At 73.1% G+C, this 21,005-nt stretch carries 20 protein-coding genes and 1 pseudogene; 12 read left to right on the top strand and 9 right to left on the bottom strand.

Annotated features, from left to right (window positions below; all coding sequences use genetic code 11):
• The first annotated feature begins 100 nt into the window (after positions 1–100).
• Positions 101–469 (top strand): tetratricopeptide repeat protein, encoded by a 369-nt coding sequence (locus tag ABZZ04_RS26540; protein WP_356934723.1) that lies wholly within the window; start codon positions 101–103, stop codon positions 467–469.
• 121 nt (positions 470–590) lie between these two features.
• Here the strand turns inward: ABZZ04_RS26540 and ABZZ04_RS26535 are convergent, their stop codons facing one another.
• Complete coding sequence (locus ABZZ04_RS26535) at positions 591–914, bottom strand: DUF6343 family protein (RefSeq protein WP_356934722.1); 324 nt, start codon at positions 912–914, stop codon at positions 591–593.
• A gap of 74 nt (positions 915–988) precedes the next feature.
• Here ABZZ04_RS26535 and ABZZ04_RS26530 point away from each other — a divergent pair, with 74 nt between their 5' ends.
• Positions 989–2,107, top strand: coding sequence for an ADP-ribosylglycohydrolase family protein (locus ABZZ04_RS26530; RefSeq protein ID WP_356934721.1), 1,119 nt, complete (start codon positions 989–991; stop codon positions 2,105–2,107).
• A gap of 66 nt (positions 2,108–2,173) precedes the next feature.
• On the opposite strand, the gene ABZZ04_RS26525 is transcribed toward ABZZ04_RS26530, so the two are convergent.
• From ABZZ04_RS26525 to ABZZ04_RS26515, 3 genes are read right to left on the bottom strand one after another with little or no spacing between them, the layout of a single operon-like run.
• Positions 2,174–3,271, bottom strand: a complete 1,098-nt coding sequence (locus ABZZ04_RS26525; protein WP_356934720.1) for a tyrosine-protein phosphatase — start codon at positions 3,269–3,271, stop codon at positions 2,174–2,176.
• Between the two features lie 39 nt (positions 3,272–3,310).
• On the bottom strand, positions 3,311–5,302 hold the full coding sequence (locus tag ABZZ04_RS26520) for a hypothetical protein (protein WP_356934719.1): 1,992 nt from the start codon (positions 5,300–5,302) through the stop codon (positions 3,311–3,313).
• Between the two features lie 6 nt (positions 5,303–5,308).
• The gene (locus tag ABZZ04_RS26515; protein ID WP_356934718.1) at positions 5,309–6,211 is read right to left on the bottom strand and encodes an SGNH/GDSL hydrolase family protein; all 903 of its coding nucleotides are present in this window, start codon (positions 6,209–6,211) and stop codon (positions 5,309–5,311) included.
• A gap of 187 nt (positions 6,212–6,398) precedes the next feature.
• Here ABZZ04_RS26515 and ABZZ04_RS26510 point away from each other — a divergent pair, with 187 nt between their 5' ends.
• A complete protein-coding gene (locus tag ABZZ04_RS26510; RefSeq protein ID WP_356934762.1) occupies positions 6,399–7,613 on the top strand; it encodes a helix-turn-helix domain-containing protein in 1,215 nt (404 codons plus the stop codon).
• Between the two features lie 34 nt (positions 7,614–7,647).
• On the opposite strand, the gene ABZZ04_RS26505 is transcribed toward ABZZ04_RS26510, so the two are convergent.
• Positions 7,648–7,995 (bottom strand): hypothetical protein, encoded by a 348-nt coding sequence (locus ABZZ04_RS26505; protein WP_356934717.1) that lies wholly within the window; start codon positions 7,993–7,995, stop codon positions 7,648–7,650.
• Positions 7,996–8,260: 265 nt separating this feature from the next.
• Here ABZZ04_RS26505 and ABZZ04_RS26500 point away from each other — a divergent pair, with 265 nt between their 5' ends.
• The 3 genes from ABZZ04_RS26500 (at position 8,261) to ABZZ04_RS26490 (ending at position 13,709) form a co-directional block, all read left to right on the top strand.
• Positions 8,261–9,184, top strand: a complete 924-nt coding sequence (locus ABZZ04_RS26500; protein WP_356934716.1) for a slipin family protein — start codon at positions 8,261–8,263, stop codon at positions 9,182–9,184.
• Positions 9,185–9,399: 215 nt separating this feature from the next.
• Positions 9,400–12,342 (top strand): DEAD/DEAH box helicase, encoded by a 2,943-nt coding sequence (locus ABZZ04_RS26495; RefSeq protein WP_356934715.1) that lies wholly within the window; start codon positions 9,400–9,402, stop codon positions 12,340–12,342.
• Positions 12,339–13,709, top strand: a complete 1,371-nt coding sequence (locus tag ABZZ04_RS26490) for an SWIM zinc finger family protein (protein ID WP_356934714.1) — start codon at positions 12,339–12,341, stop codon at positions 13,707–13,709. Before ABZZ04_RS26495 ends, ABZZ04_RS26490 begins: the two co-directional genes overlap by 4 nt.
• Positions 13,710–13,806: 97 nt before the next feature.
• Here ABZZ04_RS26490 and ABZZ04_RS26485 read toward each other — a convergent pair whose 3' ends face one another.
• Positions 13,807–14,385 (bottom strand): TetR/AcrR family transcriptional regulator, encoded by a 579-nt coding sequence (locus tag ABZZ04_RS26485; RefSeq protein ID WP_356934713.1) that lies wholly within the window; start codon positions 14,383–14,385, stop codon positions 13,807–13,809.
• Between the two features lie 82 nt (positions 14,386–14,467).
• Between ABZZ04_RS26485 and ABZZ04_RS26480 the strand changes: the two genes are divergently transcribed.
• Positions 14,468–15,067, top strand: a complete 600-nt coding sequence (locus ABZZ04_RS26480) for an HXXEE domain-containing protein (RefSeq protein WP_356934712.1) — start codon at positions 14,468–14,470, stop codon at positions 15,065–15,067.
• Between the two features lie 142 nt (positions 15,068–15,209).
• Here the strand turns inward: ABZZ04_RS26480 and ABZZ04_RS26475 are convergent, their stop codons facing one another.
• Positions 15,210–15,638 carry a DUF3574 domain-containing protein gene (locus ABZZ04_RS26475; protein ID WP_356934761.1) on the bottom strand — a complete coding sequence of 143 codons (429 nt, stop codon included), beginning with the start codon at positions 15,636–15,638 and terminating at the stop codon, positions 15,210–15,212.
• Between the two features lie 461 nt (positions 15,639–16,099).
• Here ABZZ04_RS26475 and ABZZ04_RS26470 point away from each other — a divergent pair, with 461 nt between their 5' ends.
• The 3 genes and pseudogenes from ABZZ04_RS26470 to ABZZ04_RS26460 all read left to right on the top strand — a co-directional run bounded on the left by ABZZ04_RS26470 (position 16,100) and on the right by ABZZ04_RS26460 (position 17,442).
• Positions 16,100–16,510 (top strand): RidA family protein, encoded by a 411-nt coding sequence (locus tag ABZZ04_RS26470; RefSeq protein ID WP_356934711.1) that lies wholly within the window; start codon positions 16,100–16,102, stop codon positions 16,508–16,510.
• An 82-nt stretch (positions 16,511–16,592) separates the two neighbouring features.
• Complete coding sequence (locus ABZZ04_RS26465; RefSeq protein ID WP_148834215.1) at positions 16,593–17,324, top strand: hypothetical protein; 732 nt, start codon at positions 16,593–16,595, stop codon at positions 17,322–17,324.
• A 31-nt stretch (positions 17,325–17,355) separates the two neighbouring features.
• Positions 17,356–17,442: pseudogene (locus tag ABZZ04_RS26460) on the top strand.
• 385 nt (positions 17,443–17,827) lie between these two features.
• Here the strand turns inward: ABZZ04_RS26460 and ABZZ04_RS26455 are convergent.
• Positions 17,828–19,039, bottom strand: a complete 1,212-nt coding sequence (locus tag ABZZ04_RS26455; protein ID WP_356934710.1) for a pyridoxal phosphate-dependent aminotransferase — start codon at positions 19,037–19,039, stop codon at positions 17,828–17,830.
• An 85-nt stretch (positions 19,040–19,124) separates the two neighbouring features.
• On the opposite strand from ABZZ04_RS26455, the gene ABZZ04_RS26450 reads away from it, so the two are divergent.
• Complete coding sequence (locus ABZZ04_RS26450) at positions 19,125–19,793, top strand: helix-turn-helix domain-containing protein (RefSeq protein WP_356934709.1); 669 nt, start codon at positions 19,125–19,127, stop codon at positions 19,791–19,793.
• A 72-nt stretch (positions 19,794–19,865) separates the two neighbouring features.
• Here ABZZ04_RS26450 and ABZZ04_RS26445 read toward each other — a convergent pair whose 3' ends face one another.
• Complete coding sequence (locus tag ABZZ04_RS26445) at positions 19,866–20,231, bottom strand: nuclear transport factor 2 family protein (protein WP_356934708.1); 366 nt, start codon at positions 20,229–20,231, stop codon at positions 19,866–19,868.
• 89 nt (positions 20,232–20,320) lie between these two features.
• Between ABZZ04_RS26445 and ABZZ04_RS26440 the strand changes: the two genes are divergently transcribed.
• Positions 20,321–20,968, top strand: a complete 648-nt coding sequence (locus ABZZ04_RS26440) for a uridine kinase (protein ID WP_356934707.1) — start codon at positions 20,321–20,323, stop codon at positions 20,966–20,968.
• Positions 20,969–21,005: the final 37 nt, after the last annotated feature.

The following is a 21,005-nucleotide window of genomic DNA, read 5'->3' as shown; positions in this document are numbered from 1 at the left end:
CCGTCGGCCCACCGGTTCGCCGGGGGCGGCGGGCCGGTGCGGAATACCGTTCCCGGGGGCGGACGTTGAGAACTCCGGTAGCTAAGGGAAGGAAGCGAACGTGCCCGAGAGGACCCCGGAAACCGACGTCATCGACTTCCGCGCGGCCGAACGCCTGCTGGACGCGCGCGACCCCCGTGGCGCGGTGAAGCTGCTGGACTCGGTGATCGCGGCCCATCCGGAGAACACGGCGGCGCGGCTGCTGCGCGCCCGTGCCTTCTTCGCCGCCGCCCAGCTGCGTCCCGCCGAGCTGGAGTTCGAACTCGTCCTGGAGCGCGAACCGGACAACGCGTTCGCGCACTTCGCGCTGGCCCGCACCTTCGAGCGCTCCGGCCGTTCCGACCGGGCCTCCCGCCACTTCCGGCTGGCCGCCGCGCTCGACCCGAACCCGGAGTACCTGAAGGCGGCCCGCTTCCCCGTGCAGGACTGAGCCCGCCGCCGGGCAGGCACTTTCCCCCGTACAGGACCGAGCCCGGACCCGTCGGGCAGGGCCGTCCCACGTCCTGCCCGACGGGTCCGGCTCACGTCCCTGCCCGGCGGCGGGTCCGGCTTCAGTGCCCGTACCTGCCGTGCCCGTACCCGTGATGCTCGTACCTGCCCGGTCCGTATCCTCCGCGCCCGCCCCGGTCGGGTTCGTACGGCGGGATGTCGCGGCCGGGCTGGTAGTGCGGTCCCTGGTGGATGTGGTGGACGATCACCGTCAGGTCCACCAGGACCAGCAGGAGCAGCAGACCGCAGGCGACGGCCCAGCCCGTCCGGCCGGTCAGGGCGAAGACGGTCACGCCGAAGACGGTCCAGGCCAGCCCCCATAGACTCAGTCCGAGCCGCAGCCGCAGAGGGCTGCGGGCAGTCGTCGGTTCATTGCCGGTACGCATGGCGATCGCCTCTCCTACCAGGATGGACCCACGACGGCGTTTGGAACATGTCGAACGGATCGAGGGGATCGCGCGTGAACGGCGCATCGTGGAATGACCGCACCGACCGCAGGGCGAGGGTCCGGGGCTGTCTGCTGGGCGGGGCGATCGGGGACGCGCTGGGCAACCCGGTGGAGTTCCTCTCCCTGGCCGGCATCCGCCGCGCGCACGGCGAGCACGGCGTGCGGGGGCTGCTCCCGGACGATGAGGGAGTGACCGGCCGGGTCACGGACGACACGCAGATGACCCTGTTCACGGCCGAGGGGCTGATCAGGGCCCACTCCCGGGCGATGTCGAAGGGGGTGGGCGGCGCCGAGACGGCGCTCGTACGGAACGCCTACCTCCGTTGGCTGGACACCCAGAACTACCCCGCCCCGCCCGCCGCGGGCGGTGACAGTGCGATCCGGACCGGCTGGCTCAGGCAGCAGCCCTGGCTGTACGCGCGCCGGGCCCCCGGCAACGCCTGTCTGACCGGGCTCGCCACCGGCCACGTCCCCGAGCCGGTCGACAAACTGGGCGCGCCCGGGCCCGTGAACACCGGCTCCAAGGGCTGCGGAACGGTGATGCGGTCCGCTCCCTTCGGGCTGACCGGGGAGGACGCCCCGGTGGGTTTCCGGCTCGCCTACTGGTGCGCCCAGATCACCCACGGCCACCCGACCGGTGCGTACGCGGCGGCGGCCCTCGCCGCGATCGTCACCCACCTCCTGGAGGGCGAATCGATGCCCGGCGCGGTGCTGCGGGCCATGGACCTGCTGGGCCGCCACCCGGGGCACGAGGAGACCACGGCGGCGCTGCGGGCGGCCGTCGACCTGGCCGCGCAGGGCGCGCCGACCGCCGAGAAGGTGGAGACGCTGGGCGCGGGCTGGGTGGCCGAGGAGGCCCTCGCCATCGCGGTGTACTGCGCCCTCGTGCTGCCCGGCGCCGACCAGGTGGCGCAGGCGCTGCTGCTCTCGGTCAACCACTCGGGCGACAGCGACTCCACCGGCGCGATCTGCGGCAATCTGCTCGGCGCGCGCCACGGCGACGTGTGCCTCCCGGCGTCCTGGCTGGTGGCGACCGAGGGCCGGGCCGTGATCACCGAGGTGGCCGACGACCTGTGCGTGGAGTTCGAGCACGCGGTGGACTGGCCGGCCGGGCGATACCCGGTGTGCTGACGGGCGGCCGCCCGCCGATGGACGGCGGGGGCATCACCCGTCGGCACACCGGGTGCTGACGGGTGATCAGGGCGTCAGCAGCTTGGCGCGCAGCTTGGCCACCGTCGCGTCGTCGATCCGCAGTCCCTCGCGGACGTAGGTGTCGAAGTCGCCGTACAGCTTGTCCACCTGGTTGAACGCGGCCTGCAGCCAGCTCAGTTCGACGGCCTTCGGGTTGCCCAGGTACTGGTTGCTGGCGAGGAAGTCCGCCTCGACGGTCTCGCGCGGGACGCCGAGCAGGGTGAGGAGGACGGCGGTGCTCCAGCCGGTGCGGTCCTTGCCCGAGCTGCAGTGGTAGACCGTCGAGCCGGAGTCGTTGTTCGCGACGGCGGTGACCAGGTCGTGGAAGGCGTAGTCGGCGCCCACGAAGTTGACCATGAACGGGTAGCCGATGGACTGGCCGAGGTCGGACGAGCCGGAGAACAGCCCGGCCGCGATGGCCTCGGCCAGCGTCATCAGCGCCGAGTCGTGGAAACGGATGCCGTGGTCGAACGACACCACGTCGGCGACCTGGTACTTCACACCGGCGGGCAGCTTGTCGGGGGCCTCGTACCGCTCCACCGCGTTGCGCAGGTCCACGTCGAGGGTGAGCCGTTGGGACAGCAGCCGCTGCTGCTCGGCGTCGGTCAACTTGTTGATCTTGTTGGAGCGGAAGACCAGACCGGGCTTCACCCAGCGCCCGTCGGTGGTGCGGTAGCCGCCGATGTCCCGGAAGTTGCGGGCGGACTCGATGCCGAGCGAGCGGTCGGCGACGACGAGCGGGGAGCCGCTGTCCGGCACCAGCCGGAAGTACCAGCGCTCCGCCCCGGCGAGGGTTCCGGCGGGGACGGTCAGCGAGCCGGTGCCGGCGCCGGTGCCCACCGGGGTGCCGGTGCCGGCGTCGGGGGAGGTGACGGCGATGACGGTCACCGATCCGGCGGGGGAGGACCAGGAGATCGTGTAGCCGCCGTCGGCGGCGCGCAGGGCGCCGGCCGCGGTGAACGGCACGGCGGCGGCCCGCACGGCGGCCCCGGCGCTCGCCACGGGCGCGTCGGCGGGCATGGCGGCGACGGCGGGCGGGACGAGGACCGTACCGGCGAGCAGGGCGGCCGCGACGGCTGCCTGGGTGAAGCGGTGCGTGCGCATGGTGCTCCTTGTCTGCATCCCTGTCGGGGGTGGGGGGTGTCAGGAGGTGGGTGCGGCGGTGCACGGCGTGGTGCCGCAGACATTGATGACACGGCCGGTGGTCAGGAAGGTGGCCTTCTGCTGACGGGCGGCCGACGAGTTGCGGGGGTCCGAGTGCGGGTCGTGGCCGTAGTCCGGCCCGGCGGGCGGGGTGTTGGTGAGCGGCGGGGCGGGCGTGCCGCTGTCCCACACCGTCATCGCGGAGCCCCGGTACGGCAGTCGGTCGCGCGCGACGGTCCTGATGCCCCAGTACGGGACGGTGTCCGGGCTGCGGCCCGGTGCCAGCGCTGGGGCGATCAGCCGGGCGCCGATGGTGCGCGCCTCCACGTCGGCCGCCGCGTTCGCGACCTGGTGGTCCCCGTACGCGATGTGCATCAGGACCTGGTGCCGGTCGGTCAGGTGGTTCGCGTACGCGTTGGTCTCGCCGCGGTCCCACACCATCTGGAACAGCTGCAGGACGATCTGCTGGCGCAGCTTGTCCGGGTAGGAGAGGTCCAGGACCTGCTGGAACGGCGCGAAGTCGACGCTGCGGTTGAGGAGCAGGCCGTAGTTCATGCCGGTGACGCCGAGGACGCCGCGGCGGATGTCGGGCGAGGCGGCCAGCAGGGCGCCGCCGAGGATTCCGCCCTGGCTGTTGCCGTCGTACCCGATGCCGTGCCGGATGTCGACGAGCGGGCGGCCGTCCGCGTCGCGGAACGCCGCGTCGGTGGTCAGGCCGTCGGAGTGGATCAGGGCGCGGGCGAGGAGGAGGGCGTTCAGCATGCCCTGTTCGCTGCGCTCGGGCACGGCGGGGAAGAGGTTCGGGTCGGCGAGCGCGCCGAGCACCGCGGGGATGTCCTCCTCGGCCATCCCGATCCAGTCCGTCGCGCAGAACGTGAAGTTGTGCTCCGCCGCCATGGCCTTGACGTTGCCCGCGCCGACCTCGGCCCGGCGGCCGAGGAGGCCGTGCCCGTAGAGGGCGGGGTGCGAGGGGGTGCGGAAGGCGGAGCGCGGTATCTCGCAGCGGAACGTGGCGAGCAGGGTGCTCCCGGGAAGCCGTCGCGGCAGGCCGTCGGGGCCGCGGTGCAGTACGGAGCCGGGGGGCCCGCCGGGCCGGTCCAGATAGCCGGGCACGCTGATCCGGCCGGTCACCTCCCGGGCGATCCGGGGGTCCTGCTCGGCCGTGAAGTCGGTGACGTCGGTGACGTCGAACGCGGGCGGGCGGCCGCCGAGCCGGCGGAACGCGTCGTCGCGGACGGTGAAGAGGTCACCGGTGAGACTGCGGGTGCTGGCGACGGTGAAGTCCCAGGCGAGATACAGCCCTTCGGACCGCACCCCGGCCCGGTGCAGTGCCTTCAGCGCCGGGCGGAGCCGGTGCTGCCGGGCGCGCAACGGATGCCCGGCGGGCAGCGGCTTCCCGGCGACGGCGGCGAACGGCGCGGCGGCCGGGATCGTGCGCCCGTCCCCGTCCTTCAGGTTCCGCAGGGCGACGGCGTAGTGGTGGCCGTCGCGGAAGTTGCGCGCGGGATGGATCAGCAGGGCGCGACGGGCGGGGTCGGTGGCGTTGGAGTCGGGCTCGGCCCAGTACGGCCACCGCTCGCCGGTCGTGGTGTCCAGCAGCACGACGGGGGCGTCCGGGGCGAGGGAGCGGTCGATGTCGGTGAGCGGGGCCGCGCCGGTCGACGCCGGGTCGAGGCCGGGGACGTGCGCGATCAGCGTCGAGCCGGGGGAGAAGCCGTCGGAACGGTTCCAGGCCGTCGGGTCGATGTTCCGGCCGGCCGCGGTGGGCGGCAGCGCGGTGGCGCCGAAGGAGACCCGGCGGCCGGTGTCGGTGGCCGGGTCGGACCGGGTGTACCAGTCGTTCGGGAACGGCAGCAGGCACTCGGTGGGGGCCAGCGGGTCGCAATCGGACCCGGACGCCCCGGCGGCACGGGCCGCCGGGGCGTCCGGGACGAGCAGGACGGCGGCGCCGAGCGCCGCCGCCAGCAGCCCGCGCAGCAATCGGTGCCGCAACGCCGGTCAGCTCCCCTGGAGGTGCGCGCCGATGATGGCGGCGTAGTTCGCCTCGCCGTTGCGGTTGGGGTGCAGCGGGGCGGCGAGCGAGGTCGGCACGTAGCCCTCGACCCACTTGTCCGACGGGGACTGGCAGGAGTCGTGGCCCTTGCTGGGCGTGGCGAGGTCGATGTACTCGGCGCCGTGCGCGGCGCTCTGCTCGGCGATCACCGTGTTCATCCGGTCGACGCTGCCCTGGAGGAAGTCGGCGTCCACCGGGAGCACCGGCTGCAGCGGCCAGCAGCCACCGGGCTTGATGTACAGGCCGTACCCCGTGACGATCACCCGGGCCTGCGGCGAGCGCTGGTGGATCGTGTCCAGCACGACGCCCAGCTTCGGCGCGAACTCCGCGATGCGCTGCCCCACCTGGTCCACGCCGCCCTCGTTGTACTTCTCCTTGCAGGGGGTGGCGTTCGGGTCGAGGGTGGTGCACTTCTGCGCGATGCCGACCAGCCCGGCGTCGTTGCCGCCGATGGTCAGCGTCACCAGGTCGGTGTCCGGACGCAGCGCGTCGAACTGCGGCGCCGCCGAACCCATCGGGATGTCGAGCAGCGACAGCGACTGCTTCTCGGTCATGTGCTTGGAGGCGGCACCGCTGCACGTGACGTCGGTCAGCGACGCACCGAGGCGCGAGGCGAGCTCGTGCGGGTAGTTGTGCGTGGAACGGCCGCAGGCCAGCGGCCCCGTGATGTCCGGGACGAGCGGTCCGGAGGCCATGGAGTCGCCGAGCGCGACGTAGGACGTGGTGTCGTCCTCGGCGGCGGCGGATGCCGGGACGGCGCCGGCCCCCACGGCCAGACCGGCCAGGGCGAGCGAGCCCATGATGGTCCTGACGGAACGACAGAAGCCCTTGTTCTGCGGCAAGTTCACGAAATCCTCCGACGGTGGGGCGCGGGACGTGGCATGGCGCGTGACGCCGGTCATCATGCAGACTCAACAGCCGTCGTTTAACTGGTGGGTAACGCAGACTTCCGCGGGGGAACTTGTGACGCGTGACAACAGTCCGCCCGTCGTCGACGAGGGCCACAGTGCTTTCAGGGGCCCGAGGGACCGGCCGCTGTCCATCGCGGGACGCCCGGTGGCCGCCCAACTACGGGCCCGGGTACCAGCTCTGACGGTCCGTGTCGTCGACCGGCTCCTGGCCGACCTGCCGGTCTACGCCGAGCTCCCGCACGAGGAGATCTCCGGCGACATCGCCGACATCGTCCAGCACAACCTGCGGCTCTTCGCGGACGTCGTCGAGCACCGCCGCCCCGCCACGGACGCCGAACTCGCCCAGCAACGGGACTCGGCGGCCCAGCGCGCGGAGGAGGGCGTGCCGCTGGACGCGATCCTCACCGCCTACCAGGTCGGCACGGCGATGTGCTGGCAGGAGACCGCGAAGGGGGCGCGGCCCGACGACCTCGCCACCGTCCTGGAGATCATGGACCGCATCATGGTCCTCCAGCAGCAGCTGACCTCCGCCGTCAGCAGCGCGTACCTGGAGGCCCGGCAGATCCTCGACAGCCAGGAGCACGGCGGCCGGCACGCCCTGATGGCCGCCCTGCTGACCGGTGAGCCCCTGGACCGCTTCGCCCACCGCACCGGGCTGCGCCCGGCCGCCCGCTACCTCACGATGACGCTCGCGCTGGCCCCGCACCCCGACGAGTCGGGCCAGTCACCGGGGCCGGGGTCCGGCGTCGCGGCCCGGCGCAAGATCCGTCGCGTCCGCACGGTCCTCGACCACTTCGCCGGTACGCCGACGCTCACCGCCCTGGACACCTCCGGCGGCACGGTGCTGCTGCCCGTCGCCGATTCGCCGCCGCCGTGGCGCGGGCCGGACGGGCTGTGCGCGCTGGTCGAGGAGGCGGCCCGCGCGGCGGGCGTTCCGGTCACCGCGGCCGCGGAGACCGCCGAACCGGAGGAGGTGCCGGCCGCGGTGGCGCGCAACGCCGAGATCGTCGACCTGGTCGCCCGCACCGGCCGGCCGCCCGGCCTGTACCGGCTGGCCGACGTCCTGCTCGAGTACCAGCTCAGCCGGCCCAGCGAGGCCCTGCGCGGGCTCGCCCGGCTGCTGGGGCCGCTGGAGGCGAAACCGGACCTGCTGCGCACCCTGGAGACGTACCTCGAACTGGGGCTGGACCGGCGGGCCACCGCCGCGGCCCTGCACATCCACCCCAACACCGTGGACTACCGCATACGCCGAATCGACCGGCTGACCGGTCTCTCCCCGGCCCGCCCGGTCGACCTCCAGCACATCAGCGCGGCCCTGGTCGCCCGCCGCTCGGTGTGAGGGGAACGGCGGCGGGCGGGGCCGCGCGGGCCGGTCAGTGGACCGTGCTGAAGCTGCGCCAGGGCAGGACGCTGGGGGGATTGAAGTCGCTGAGGCCGGTCGCGAGGTACGTCGTGCCCGGGCCGGTGCAGTCGAAGGTGCGGTACAGGACGATGTCGATCAGGGTCTCGTTGAACACGGCCTTGGCGCCCGAGGGGGCGAGGCGGTGGCAGCCCTTCACCGGCGGGCTGTTCACCGCGATGTCGACGTTCCGCTGGGTCGTGTAGATGACCGGCCCGACCGCGGTCCGGCCGAGGCCGGAGCAGCCTGCGACGGTGAGGGTCAGGAGCGCGGCCCCTGCGGCGACGCCGAGGCGGCGGCGTCGGTGATCGGTCACGGGCATGGGCGGGTCCTCGTCTGTCTCGTCCGGGCTGGTCCGTCGGCACCGGTGCCGCGTGTGCCACGGAGCTGCGTGCACCACGGGGTACGTGCTGACGCTGGTCACCCTGCCCGCTCCCCGGGGGCCCGGCACCCGGTGCGCGGCCGGGCGGGCGACAGCCGCGACGACGAGGACCCACACCGTGTTCATATCGGTTGATATTGGGCATACCGTGGTAATAGCGGCTGACTCGCTCGGGTCGGATCGTTCCGTCCTTCAGGGGGCCGTCATGGTCCAGGATCTCGTAATCGCGCTGGTGGCGGCGGCCTCGGCGGGCACGCTCTACATGGCGGCGGCCGCCAAGATCGTCAAGCAGTACGAACGGGGCGTCGTGCTGCGGCTGGGCAGGCTGCGCGACGAGGTGCGCGGGCCCGGTTTCACCATGGTGGTCCCCGGTGTCGACCGGCTGCGCAAGGTCAACATGCAGATCGTGACGATGCCGGTGCCCGCCCAGGACGGGATCACCCGGGACAACGTGACGGTACGGGTGGACGCCGTCATCTACTTCAAGGTCGTCGACGCGGCGAGTGCCGTGATCCAGGTGGAGGACTACCGGTTCGCGGTGTCGCAGATGGCGCAGACCTCGCTGCGGTCGATCATCGGCAAGAGCGATCTGGACGACCTGCTGTCCAACCGGGAGAAGCTGAACCAGGGGCTCGAGCTGATGATCGACAGCCCTGCGGTCGGCTGGGGCGTGCAGATCGACCGGGTGGAGATCAAGGACGTCTCGCTCCCGGAGACGATGAAGCGCTCCATGGCGCGCCAGGCCGAGGCCGACCGTGAGCGGCGGGCCCGGGTCATCAACGCGGACGCCGAGCTCCAGGCGTCGAAGAAGCTCGCCGAGGCGGCGGGGGAGATGTCCGCCCAGCCGGCCGCGCTCCAGCTGCGCCTGTTGCAGACGGTGGTGGCGGTGGCGGCGGAGAAGAACTCCACGCTGGTGCTGCCGTTCCCGGTGGAGCTGCTCCGCTTCCTGGAACGGGCGCAGCAGTCCGCGCCGCAGCAGCCCGCACCGGAGCAGTCCGCGCCGCGGCAGGTGTCGCCGCCGCAGCAGGAGCGGCAACAGTCGCAGCCGCAGCAATCACAGCAGTCGCAGCCGCGGCCGTCGGCCGTTCCCGCGCGTCCCACTCGTTCGGAGCCGTTGGCCCGGCACTGAGCGCCGAGGCGTCGATCCGCCGGACGGCCATGTTCCGCTTCCCCTTTTCCCGGTCCTCGTTCCGCTCCGGGACGGGCCGGACCGTTGCGAGCCGTGTGGCTCTTGACCTGCTGAAACATGGGTGCGCGATCGGTTGTCACACCCCCCGCCTAGACTCGGCGGAGTTGTAAGGATCAAGGTGCCCACGGGGGCCGGAGCGGGAGGGGAGGGAACGGATGGCCACGCCACGAAACCGGCAGGACGCCGCCGTCCGTCTCCTGCGGTGCGCCGCGGTGTTCCTGCCCGCCTCGATGCCGAGGGACGGACGCGTCGCCTTCTGGGATCCGGACGGCGGGCCGCTCCCGGAGCCGGGCGACGTCTGCGGACCTCCCGCGGAGCCCGGAGCCCCGGCGCCCGCCCCGAGCACGTCCGAGATCGCCGTCGTCCGCAGGGACGGCCCGCAGGACGACGTCCGCCGGCACACGGTGCCCGCGGTCCTGCTGTCCGTGGCCGACGCCCTGCCCCTGCTGGTCCGGGGCCGGCACCAGGAATCCGCCCACGCCGCCACGCGGTGCTGGGGCGCCGCCGCGCTCCAGGCGCTCAACCTGGTGGCGCGCGGCAGACTGCTCCCCGGTCTGACGGGCGACGACCACGACGCCTGGAGGGCCGGCCCGCGCGACGCCGAGGACATCGCCCACCTCCGGGCGATCGCCGCCGCGCTGCCGCCCGAGGGGCACTCCGTACCGCTCCCGGACCGCACACCGCTCCGGGTCCCCGACCCCGAGTGGCTGATCGGGGCGTTCCTCGACGCGGTCGCCGACACCCTGCCCCGCACGCCCGCCGCGGCGCACGCGATGGGGGCGCCCTTCGCGGCCCGCGAGGCCCAGCACCTGCCGGATGCGCGGGACTGGGCGGTCGAGGTCGCGTCCGGACTCGACGCGGGGGTGCGGATCTCGCTGCGCCTGGACCTCTCGGCGTACGAACTCTTCGACACGCACGCCCCGGCCGACGCGCACGCCCCGGCCGACGCGCACGCCCCGGCCGACGCGCACGACCGCTCCAGCGGCGCGCGGCGGGCCGCCGCGGCCGTCGTCCAGGTGCACAGCCTCGCCGACCCCACGCACGTCACCGACGCCGCCGCGCTGTGGAACGGCGGGGCGGGCGAGCCGTTCGGTCCGCGGGCCAGGGTCGACGCCGTGCTGGCCCTGCGCCGCGCCGCCCGGGTCTGGGCGCCGCTGGAGCGCCTGCTGGACCAGCCCGTGCCCGATGTCCTGGCCATCGGGGAGGACGAGCTGTACGAACTGCTCGGCGACGCCGGGCCCCGGCTGGCGGCGGCCGGGGTCGGCGTCCACTGGCCCAGGGAGCTGGTCCGTTCCCTCACCGCCTCCGCCGTCGTACGGCCCGCCCCAGGGTCGGCCACCGACGGCACCTCGTTCTTCGACGCAGAGCACCTCTTCTCGTTCGACTGGCAGCTGGCGCTGGGCGGCGAGCAGCTCACCGAGAAGGAGATGGACCTGCTCGCGGAGGCCCACCGCCCGGTGGTGCGCCTGCGGGACCGGTGGGTCGTCGTCGACCCCGCGCTCGTGCGCAAGGCGCGCAAGCGTGAGCTCGGACTGCTCGACCCGGTCGACGCCCTCGCCGTTGCCCTGACCGGCAGCGCCGAGGTCGACGGCGAACGGGTCGAGGCGGTGCCCGTGGGGGCGCTCGCCGCGCTCCGGGAACGCATCACCGCCGACGCCGCCGCGGTCGCCCCGCCGCCCGGCCTCGACGCCACGCTCCGCGACTACCAGCTGCGCGGCCTCGCCTGGCTGGACCGGATGACCTCGCTCGGCCTCGGCGGCTGTCTCGCCGACGACATGGGCCTGGGCAAGACGGTCACCCTCATCGCCCTCCACCTGCGCCGTGCCCACCCCTCGCCCACCCTGGTGATCTGCCCCGCCTCCCTGCTGGGCAACTGGCACCGGGAGATCAGCCGGTTCGCCCCCGGCGTCCCCGTACGCCGCTTCCACGGCACCGACCGCACGCTCACCGGGACCGACGGCGGCTTCGTCCTCACCACGTACGGCACGATGCGGTCGAGCGCCGCCCGGCTCGCCGGCCACGGCTGGGGGATGATCGTCGCCGACGAGGCCCAGCACGTGAAGAACCCGCACTCCTCCACGGCGAAGGCGCTGCGCACCATCCCGGCCCCCGCCCGGGTCGCGCTCACCGGCACCCCCGTGGAGAACAACCTCTCCGAGCTGTGGGCCCTGCTCGACTGGACCACCCCCGGGCTGCTCGGCCCCCTCAAGGCGTTCCGGGCCCGGTACGCCCGCACCGTCGAGAACACCGGTACGGCCGCCGGGCCCGACGACGACGAAGCGGTCGAACGGCTCGCCCGGCTGGTGCGCCCCTTCCTGCTGCGTCGCAGGAAGTCCGACCCGGGGATCGCCCCCGAGCTGCCGTCCAAGACGGAGACCGACCACCCCGTCTTCCTCACCCGCGAGCAGGCCACGCTCTACGAGGCGACGGTCCGCGAGACGATGGCGTTCATCGAGGCGTCGGAGGGCATCGCCCGGCGCGGCCTGATCATGAAGCTGCTGGCCTCGCTCAAGCAGATCTGCAACCACCCGGCGCAGTATCTGAAGGAGGAGCCGACCCGCCTCGTCGACCGGTCGGGGAAGCTCGCCCTGCTCGACGAACTCCTCGACACGATCCTCGCCGAGAACGGCTCCGTCCTCGTCTTCACCCAGTACGTGACCATGGCCCGGCTGCTCTCCGCCCACCTCACCTCGCGCGCCGTCCCCTCCCAGCTCCTGCACGGCGGCACACCGGTCGCCGAGCGGGAACGGATGGTGGACCGCTTCCAGTCCGGCGAGGTCCCGGTCTTCCTGCTCTCCCTCAAGGCGGCGGGCACCGGGCTGAACCTCACCAGGGCCGCCCACGTCATCCACTACGACCGCTGGTGGAACCCGGCCGTCGAGGAACAGGCCACGGACCGGGCGTACCGCATCGGCCAGACGCAGCCCGTGCAGGTGCACCGGCTGATCGCGGAAGGCACCGTCGAGGACCGGATCGGTGAACTGCTGGAGGCGAAGCGGGCCCTGGCCGACACGGTCCTCGGCACCGGCGAGGCCGCGCTCACCGAGCTCAGCGACCGCGAGCTGGCCGACCTCGTCTCGCTCCGGAGGCCGGCATGAGTCCCCGGCCGGAGAACCCTCCGCGCGCCGTTCGCCCCCCGCGCACCGGCCGGGCCGAGCGCACCGCTGCCCGCGGACCCGTCGCCCCCGCCGCCTCCCGGACCGCCGTGCGCCCGCGCCCCGGCCCCGACGACCTGCGGCGCACCTTCGAGGCCGTGCCGCCCCGCACCTGCGACGGTGACCAGCCCTTCGCGGACAGCTGGTGGGGCCGCGCCTGGGTGGCCGCGCTGGAGTCCCTGTCGATGGACGAGGGACGGCTCTCCCGGGGGCGGACGTACGCGGACAGCGGCAAGGTCGCCGCCATCACCGTCACCCCCGGCCGGGTCGTCGCCTACGTCCATGGCAGCCGCCCCCGCCCCTACCGCTGCGAACTGCGGCTGCGGACCCTCACCGACCCCGACTGGGACACCTTCCTCGACGAGGTCGCCGCCCGGCCCGGCCACCTCTCCGCGCTGCTCGCCAAGGAGATGCCGCACTCGCTGGTCGACACCGCGGCCGCCGCGGGCATCGGGCTGCTGCCCGCCGCCGACGACCTCGACCCCGGCTGCACCTGCCCCGACCACGGCTGGCCCTGCAAACACGTGGCCGCCCTCTGCTACCAGATGGCCCGGCTCCTGGACGCCGACCCGTTCGTTCTCCTGCTGCTGCGCGGCCGGGGCGAGCGGGAGCTCCTCGAAGAGCTGGGCCGCCGCAACGCCGCGCACTCCGCCAAGGAGCGTCCGGTGAGACCCGACACCCCCTCCGTGCCGGCCGACGAGGTCCTGAACGGGCGCTTCCTCCCGCCGCTCCCCGCCCCGCTGCCGGTCCTGCCGCATCCCGCGCAGACGCCGTCGTACCCCGGCCCGCCCGGTGCCCGCGATCCGCTGGCCCTGGACCATCTCGCCACGGACGCGGCGGCCCGCGCGCACGCGCTCCTCACCACCGGCCTCGACCCGCTCGCCGGACTCACGCCCTGGCAGGACGCGGTACGGCTGGCCGCGTCCCGTCACACCGCCGGACTCACCGCGACCACGCGCGCCCTCTACCGCGAGCTCGCCTACGCCACCGGCCGGACCACCACCGACCTGGCCCGGGCGGTCGCCGCCTGGCGCCAGGGCGGGGCCGAGGGGCTGGCCGTCCTGGAAACCCCCTGGGACCCTCCGGCCGGCCCCTTCGACCGGGCCCGCCCCGCACTCGCGGCCGCCGGCTTCCCCCGCTTCCAGCCCTGGCACAACCACCTCACGCACCCCGGCGGCACGCTCCAGCTCCGCTTCGGCCACGACGGACGCTGGTACGGCTACGAGTCCGAACCCGAGGAGGACGACTGGTGGCCCCGTGCCGCCCCGGACTCCGACCCGGTGAGCGCGCTCATGGAACTCGGCGGCTGACCCCGCCGCACGGTACGAAGCGGAACGGTACGGCGCGGCAGGGCGCGGCGCGGCACGGAACGGCGCGGCGACCCGGCCGGTCCCGTTCCCGGTCCCGTCAGCGGGGCAGTACGGCGTCGACGACGTCCCGGGCGAAGTCCGGTGGCACCGGCTCGCGGCGGAGCAGCACCCGCATCCAGACGGCCCCGGCGATCAGGTCCAGCAGCAGCATCGGGTCGGTGCCCGCGGGGAGTTCGCCGCGGGCCAGGGCGCGGGCGAAGACCGGCTGCTCGCGGGAGAACCGGTCGGCGAAGAAGTCGCGGGTGAGGGCGGCGAGTTCGTCGTCGGGCAGGCCGGTGCCCGAGGTCAGCGCGCGGGCGACGGGTTCCGTGCGCCCGTTGGTGAGCAGACCGATGATCTGTTCCACGAGGGCGATCAGATCCCCGCGGAGACCGCCGGTGTCGGGGATGTCGACGTCGAGCACCCGGGCGTGGATGAGCGCCGCCCTCAGCAGGGCCGGCTTCGAGGGCCACCAGCGGTAGATCGTCGTCTTGTTGACCCCGGCGTCCTGGGCGACGGCCTCGATGGTGAGCCGGGCGTACCCGCGCTCCGCGAGATGGCGCAACGTGGTGTCGAAGATCGCTTCGGCGGCGCGGGGCCCCTTGCCCGGACGGCGGTTCACGATCGGGTCGGGCATGAGCACTCCAGAGAAAAGCAACGCAACGTTGCGTTGCATTGTAGGGTGGGGTCACTTCACTGCGACGTTACGGGGGTCCGGCATGGCGGAGGCGGCGGTTTCCAAGACGGTGACCTGGGGGCTGTTCGCCGCCTGGGTGGTCAATGACCTGGAGGAGCTGGCCACCATGGCCCGCTGGGCGCGGTCCGCCCGGCCGCGGCTCCAGGAGCGGTTCCCGGCGGTGCCCGAACGGGTCTGGGAGCGGATGGAGCTCTCGCAGCGCGATGCCGCCGTCGCGATCGGGCTCATGGGCGGGCTCATGGCGGCGGCGTCGGCGGACGGGGCGCGCACCGGCGGCCGCAGCCCGTTCTTCCGGTCGGTGCTGGTCGGCTTCGGGTGGCACGGCGCCGTGCACATGGCGCAGGCGCTGGCGTACCGCGGCTACACGCCGGGGGTCCTCACGGCGCCGACGGTCGTCGTCCCGTACTCGGTCTGGGCCGTGCGGAAGCTGAAGGAGGCCGGCATCCGGACCGACGGCGGCGGCAGGGCGGCCGCGGCGACCGCGGTGCTCTTCCCGGCGGCCGTCATGGGCGTCCACACGCTGGCGCACCGGATCAACCGGCCGCGCGGCCGGGACCGGGCACGGCGGCGCGCCCCGCTGTTCCGGGGGCGGTTGCCCCGGACCGGCCGGCCGGGTGCGTGAGGGGCCGGGGCGGCAAGGTGCTTGAGGAACGACCGGGTATTTGAGGGGCGACCAAGTGCTTGAGGGGCGGTCGCCCGGCCGAAGGGATCGGCCGGGCGACCGGGAGGAGGGGCGGGGGCTCGGGAGGGGCGGGGCCGCCGGGTCAGAAGTCGGCGGTCATGCGCTCTTCGAGCCGGGCCACCGAGTCCTGCGCGTAGGCCTTCTCGTAGGCGTCGCGGATCCGCTCGATCTGGGAGTCGCGCACCCGGGCCTCGGACGAGGGGTAGAGCAGGGTCAGTTCGTAGCTGCGCTCCCGCTCGATGACCCCGTTGGAGTCCCGCCACTGTCCCCGGCCGTCCTGAACGGTCAGCCCGTTCGGGAAGCGCGGGGTGACCTCCTCGTCGATGAACGCCATGAACTGGCCGTCGGTCACGTCCGGTCCGCCGTCGGGCCGTTCGGTGCCGAAGAAGAGCCGGGTCTCGATGTAGTCCTTCCCCCGCGTGGCACCGGCCGCCGCGGAACGCGCGGCCGAGGAGGGGTCGCCGCCGAGGGTGGCGTAGGCGACGGGGGTTCCCACGACCAGTACGGCCATCGTGACGGCCACCGCGGTGAGCGCGCCGCGCCGCTTCGGACCGGTGTGCCGATCGGTCCCGACGTGCGGGGCGGGGGCGGTGGGCCGTTCGGGGACGACGGACCGTTCGGGGGCGGCGGGCCGCTCAAGGGTGAGGTGCTGTCCGGAGCCGGTGTGCGGCGCAGGGGCATCGGGGCGGTTCGTGCCGGTGGGGCGGGGGAGGCGGGACAAGGCGGGCCCTTCGTTCGGCGCCCGTGAGGGCGGTGTCCGTACGGGAACGGGGGAGCCGTGCCCGGCCGGGAGGCGGCGGGCGCGGTGCGCGGGGGCCGGCGTCGCGGACGCGCGGGCCCACTGTGGCAAGCGGTCCCCGCGGGGCGGCGGCAGGACATGGACATCCGGCGGAAACCACCCGTACGGGTCGGCCGGGCGGCCCTGCCGGAATCCCGTCGCACTCCGGTGCGCGGCCGGGCAGAATCGCCCCCATGACCGAGAGGATCAGCCGGATCAATCCGGACGGAATGCACACCACCCCCGGCTACCACCACATCACCGTGGTGGAGGCGGGCCGGACCGCCCACCTGGCCGGGCAGTGCCCCCTCGACGGCTCCGGCACCCTGGTGGGTCCGGGCGACATCGACGCCCAGATCGACCAGGTCGCGGCCAACGCCCTCGTCGCGCTCACGGCCGTGGGGGCCGAACCGGACCATGTCGTCCGGTCGGTGATCTACGTGGTCAGCGACGGCACCACGGCCCTGGGGGCGGCCTGGCGACGGCTCACCGGCTCGGCCATCGGGCCCGCGTTCACCACCGCGAGCACTCTGCTCGGCGTCACACAGCTGGGTTTTGCCGGGCAGTTGGTCGAGGTCGACCTCACCGTGGCACTGCCCGGCTGACTCCGCAGGCCCTTCCGCCGTGCGGCCGGAGGGCATCAAAACCGTTGGCCAAGGCCAGGACGGCACTGTTAGGTTCCTCGACGTGGCGAAACTCAATCAGATCATCGCAGTGGAGAAGGGCGTCAAGTCCAAGGCCCATCAGGACCTGACGGCGGCGCATCACGGCCTCCAGAAGACCGGGCTGCTCGCCGGTATCTCCCGGACGTACCAGCCGAAGGACGAGGAGGGCGAGCAGCTGCCGCCCGAGTCGACGCTGGTGCAGATCAAGGCCGAGGACGTGCTGCGGGACACCGCGGTGACCCTGACCCGGCTCTTCGATGTGACCGCCACGAAGGACTGGGCGAACTGCTCGGCCCGCGCGGACGTGAAGGTCGACGGCCGGGTGATCGTGAGCGACGTGCCGGTCTCGTACCTGCTCTTCCTGGAGAAGCAGCTCACGGACCTCAACACCTTCGTCCGCAAGCTGCCGGTGCTCGACGCCTCCGAGGCATGGGTCCAGGACCCGTCGACGGACTCCTGGAAGACCGAGCCGGTACGGACCCTCCGTACGAAGAAGGTGCCCCGCAACCACGTGAAGGCGGAGGCCACCGACAAGCACCCGGCGCAGGTCGAGGTGTACTACGAGGACGTCCCGATCGGGTACTGGACGACGGTGAAGTTCTCCGGGGCCCTTCCCGCGCGCCGCGTCAACGAACTGCTGGACCGGGTCGAGAAGCTCCAGCAAGCCGTGAAGTTCGCCCGCGAGGAGGCCAACGGCGTGGACGTCACCGACCAGCGGGTGGGTGATGCGGTATTCGGTTACCTCTTCGGGTGACCGACCATTGACTCCCCGGCCGTCACTTACGGCCGGGGTGCGCGAGGAGCGCAAGCTGAAACTGAAGCTTGTCGTGAACGACGCGGTTCCGGTGGAGGTTCGAGTCCTCCCCCCGGCACTCGGGGTGCTTCCCGGCACCCCCACGGGCCGGGGTGGCCCAAATGGTAGAGGCGACCGCGATCAATCTCAGACTCTTGCTCCAGACTCAGCATTCGCCACCGATCGCCGAATCAAACGGGCCCGTGCCCATGGGCGTCGAGATGCCGGTTCGACTCCGGCCCGCGGAGCTTCGATCTGCGGTGGTCTAAAGGCAGGACGCGGCGACATAAACCTGACACGGATCCTTAAAAGTGTCGGCGTGCCGAATGGGTGGCATCCACAGGGCTCGGGGGTCGGCTACACCCCCGGGCCCGCTCCCGCTTCTCCGGCCCGGTCCCGTTCTCCCGCTCCCCACGCCGTCCGACGGGGAAGCCCGAGCGGGACACTTCACCCGGGGCCGCGGGTCACTGGCGGTACCCGGTCAGGAAGCGGCCGATGCGGCTGATCGCCGCGTCGAGGTCGTCGGCGTGCGGAAGCGTCAGGATCCGGAAGTGGTCGGGGCGCGGCCAGTTGAAACCGGTGCCCTGCACGACCTGGATCTTCTCCCGCAGCAGCAGGTCGAGGACGAACTTCTCGTCGTCGACGATGCGGTGCACCTTCGGGTCGAGGCGCGGGAACGCGTACAGCGCGCCCTTCGGCTTCACGCACGACACCCCCGGGATCTCGTTCAGCCGCTCCCAGGCCCGGTTGCGCTGCTCGTGCAGCCTGCCGCCCGGCGCGACCAGATCCCGGATCGACTGCCGGCCGCCGAGCGCGGCCTGGATGGCGTACTGCGCGGGCGCGTTGGGGCACAGCCGCATGGAGGCGAGCGTGGTCAGCCCCTCCAGGTAGCTCCGGGCGTGCTGCTGCGGGCCGGAGACCACCAGCCAGCCGGAACGGAAGCCCGCCACGCGGTACGTCTTCGACAGCCCGCTGAACGTGAGGCACAGCAGGTCGGGGGCGAGGGCCGCCACGCTGTGGTGCTCGGCGTCGTCGTACAGCACCTGGTCGTAGATCTCGTCGGCGAACACCATCAGGCCGTGCCGGCGCGCCAGGGCGAGGATGCCTTCGAGGACCTCGCGCGGATAGACGGCACCGGTCGGGTTGTTGGGGTTGATGATCACGACGGCCCTGGTCCGGTCGGTGATCTTCGACGCCATGTCCGCGAGGTCCGGATTCCAGTCCGCGGCCTCGTCGCAGACGTAGTGCACGGCCCTGCCGCCCGCCAGCGTCGTCACCGCGGTCCACAACGGGTAGTCGGGGGACGGGACGAGCACCTCGTCGCCGTCCTCCAGCAGCGCCTGTACGGCCATCGAGATCAGCTCGGAGACGCCGTTGCCGAGGAAGATGTCGTCGACCCCGACGTCGGTCAGCCCCATCGCCTGGTAGCGCTGCGCGACGGCCCGCCGGGCGGAGAGGACGCCGCGCGAATCGGTGTAGCCGTGGGCCTGCGGGAGCATCCGGATCATGTCCTGGACGATCTCCTCCGGCGCCTCGAAACCGAAGAGCGCGGGGTTGCCCGTGTTGAGGCGGAGCACGCTGTGGCCCGCCTCCTCCAGGGCGTTGGCGTGCTCGATGACCGGGCCCCGGATCTCGTAACAGACCTCGTCGAGCTTGCTGGACTGCCGGAACTCCATGCGTGGCCTCCCCGACCTGATTGCGATACTTGGTTTTACCAAGTTCGAGCTTGGAAAGTCCAACAACATGTCTAGACTGCGTCGCATGCCACGTCAGCAACAGCCCGCAACGCGCCCGGCCCGCCGCCGGAGCTACGACCAGTTCTGCGCCACCGCGCGCGCCCTCGACTCCGTCGGCGACCGGTGGACCCTGCTGATCGTCCGTGAACTGCTGGCGGGTCCCCGCCGCTACACCGACCTCCATGCCGACCTGCCGGGGGTCAGCACGGATGTCCTCGCCTCCCGGCTCAAGGACATGGAGCAGGGCGGCCTCGTCACCCGCCGCCGGATCCCGCCGCCCGCCGCGGCCTCGGTGTACGAACTGACCGGGCGCGGACGCGGGTTGCTGCCGGTGCTCGCGGCGCTCGCCGAATGGGGCGCGCCCGCCCTGGCCGAGCGACGGCCCACCGACGCGGTGCGGGCGCACTGGTTCGCGCTCGTGCTGCTGCGTGCGCTGGAGGGGACGACCCATGAGGGGATCGTGGAAGTCCGCCTGGACGAGGGCGAGTTCCACGTGCGCGCCGGAGGAGCGAAGGGCGACGAGGTCGTCTACGGGGACGGCCCCGCCGCCCGTGCCGACGCGCGCCTCGTGCTCGACGCCGAGGTCTGCCTCGCGCTGGGGCGGGGGGAGTCGACGCTTGCCGAGGCGGTCGGGGACGGACGCGTCGAGGTGTCGGGCGACGGGCCGCTCGCCGCCGAGCTGCGCGGCGAGTGACCACGTCCCCGCGACGGCCGTGAACGGTGGCGGTCGCGGCCGGGCTCGGTGCTTCGTGCTTCGGTCGGCAGGTCAGTTGGCGAGCTTCTCGCCGTACGCCCCGAAGCCGGAGATCACCAGGCCGTCGCGGAAGGTCAGCACCTCGCTGACCCGGCCGCCGATCTGGTTGCGGTAGTCGATCACCAGGGCGTGCACGCTCACCCGGACGTCCATCAGTTCGAACCTCAGCTCGGGGATGCGTTCCAGGCCCGCCGCCCAGTAGGCGCGCAGCGCCTCCTTGCCGTGCACCGTGCCGGACGTGTCGCCGGTGATCTGCGCGATGATGGGCGAGCTGAACGTCACGTCGTCGTGATAGTGCGTCAGAATGCGTTCCAGATCATGGGTGTTCCAGCCGTCCAGCCACTCCGCTGCGAATGTTCGGGCGAATTCGAGGTCCATGGGGAAGAGCGTAGGACGGACCCGCCCCGGGCGGGGCGCCGCGTTCGTACGGGCGTCGCATCGCGTCGCCGCGGGGCGATGATGGTCGGGTGCGTTTCGAAGCGATCACCTGGGAACGGCTGGCCGATGCCTTCGCCGTACGTGCGGACGCCCTGGAGCCGGCCGACGGCGGCCCCTGGCTGAAGGCCGCCGTCGACGGCGCCCCGGCGGCCCGTACCGGGGAGTTCGCCGAGCGGGTCGCCCAGGCCCTGCGGGTCCGGGGCCGCGCGGTGCTCGTCGTGTCCACCGAGGGATTCCTGCGGCCGGCCAGTCTCCGGTACGAGTACGGCAAGGAGGACCCCGACTCGTACTACGGCAGCTGGTTCGACACGGGCGCGCTGTGGCGCGAGGTCTTCGGGCCGCTGGAGCCCGGCGGAAGCGGCCGGGTGCTGCCGGACCTCTGGGACCCGGTGACCGACCGGGCCACCCGCAGCCCGTACCGGCTCCTGCCCGGGGGCGGGGTGCTGGTGGTGCACGGCCCGCTGCTGTTCGGGCACTGGTTCCCGTTCGACCTGAGCGTCCACCTGCGGCTTTCGCCGGGCGCGCTGCGCCGGCGCACCGAGGACAGCGGGCACTGGACGCTGCCCGCCTTCGCGCGGTACGAGGAGGAGGCGGAGCCCGCGAGCCGCGCGGACGCGGTCGTGCGCGCCGACGATCCACTGCATCCGGCGTGGACGGGGTGGGACCGGGACGGGTAGCGGGCCGGTCCGACCCGAAGCCGGCCCGGACCGGCGC

The sequence above is a fragment of the Streptomyces sp. NPDC006435 genome (assembly GCF_040612315.1).
In the GTDB taxonomy this organism is placed as follows: Bacteria; Actinomycetota; Actinomycetes; order Streptomycetales; family Streptomycetaceae; genus Streptomyces.
Note: the sequence above shows the minus strand (reverse complement) of the source record. Positions and strands in the feature narration are given on the sequence as shown.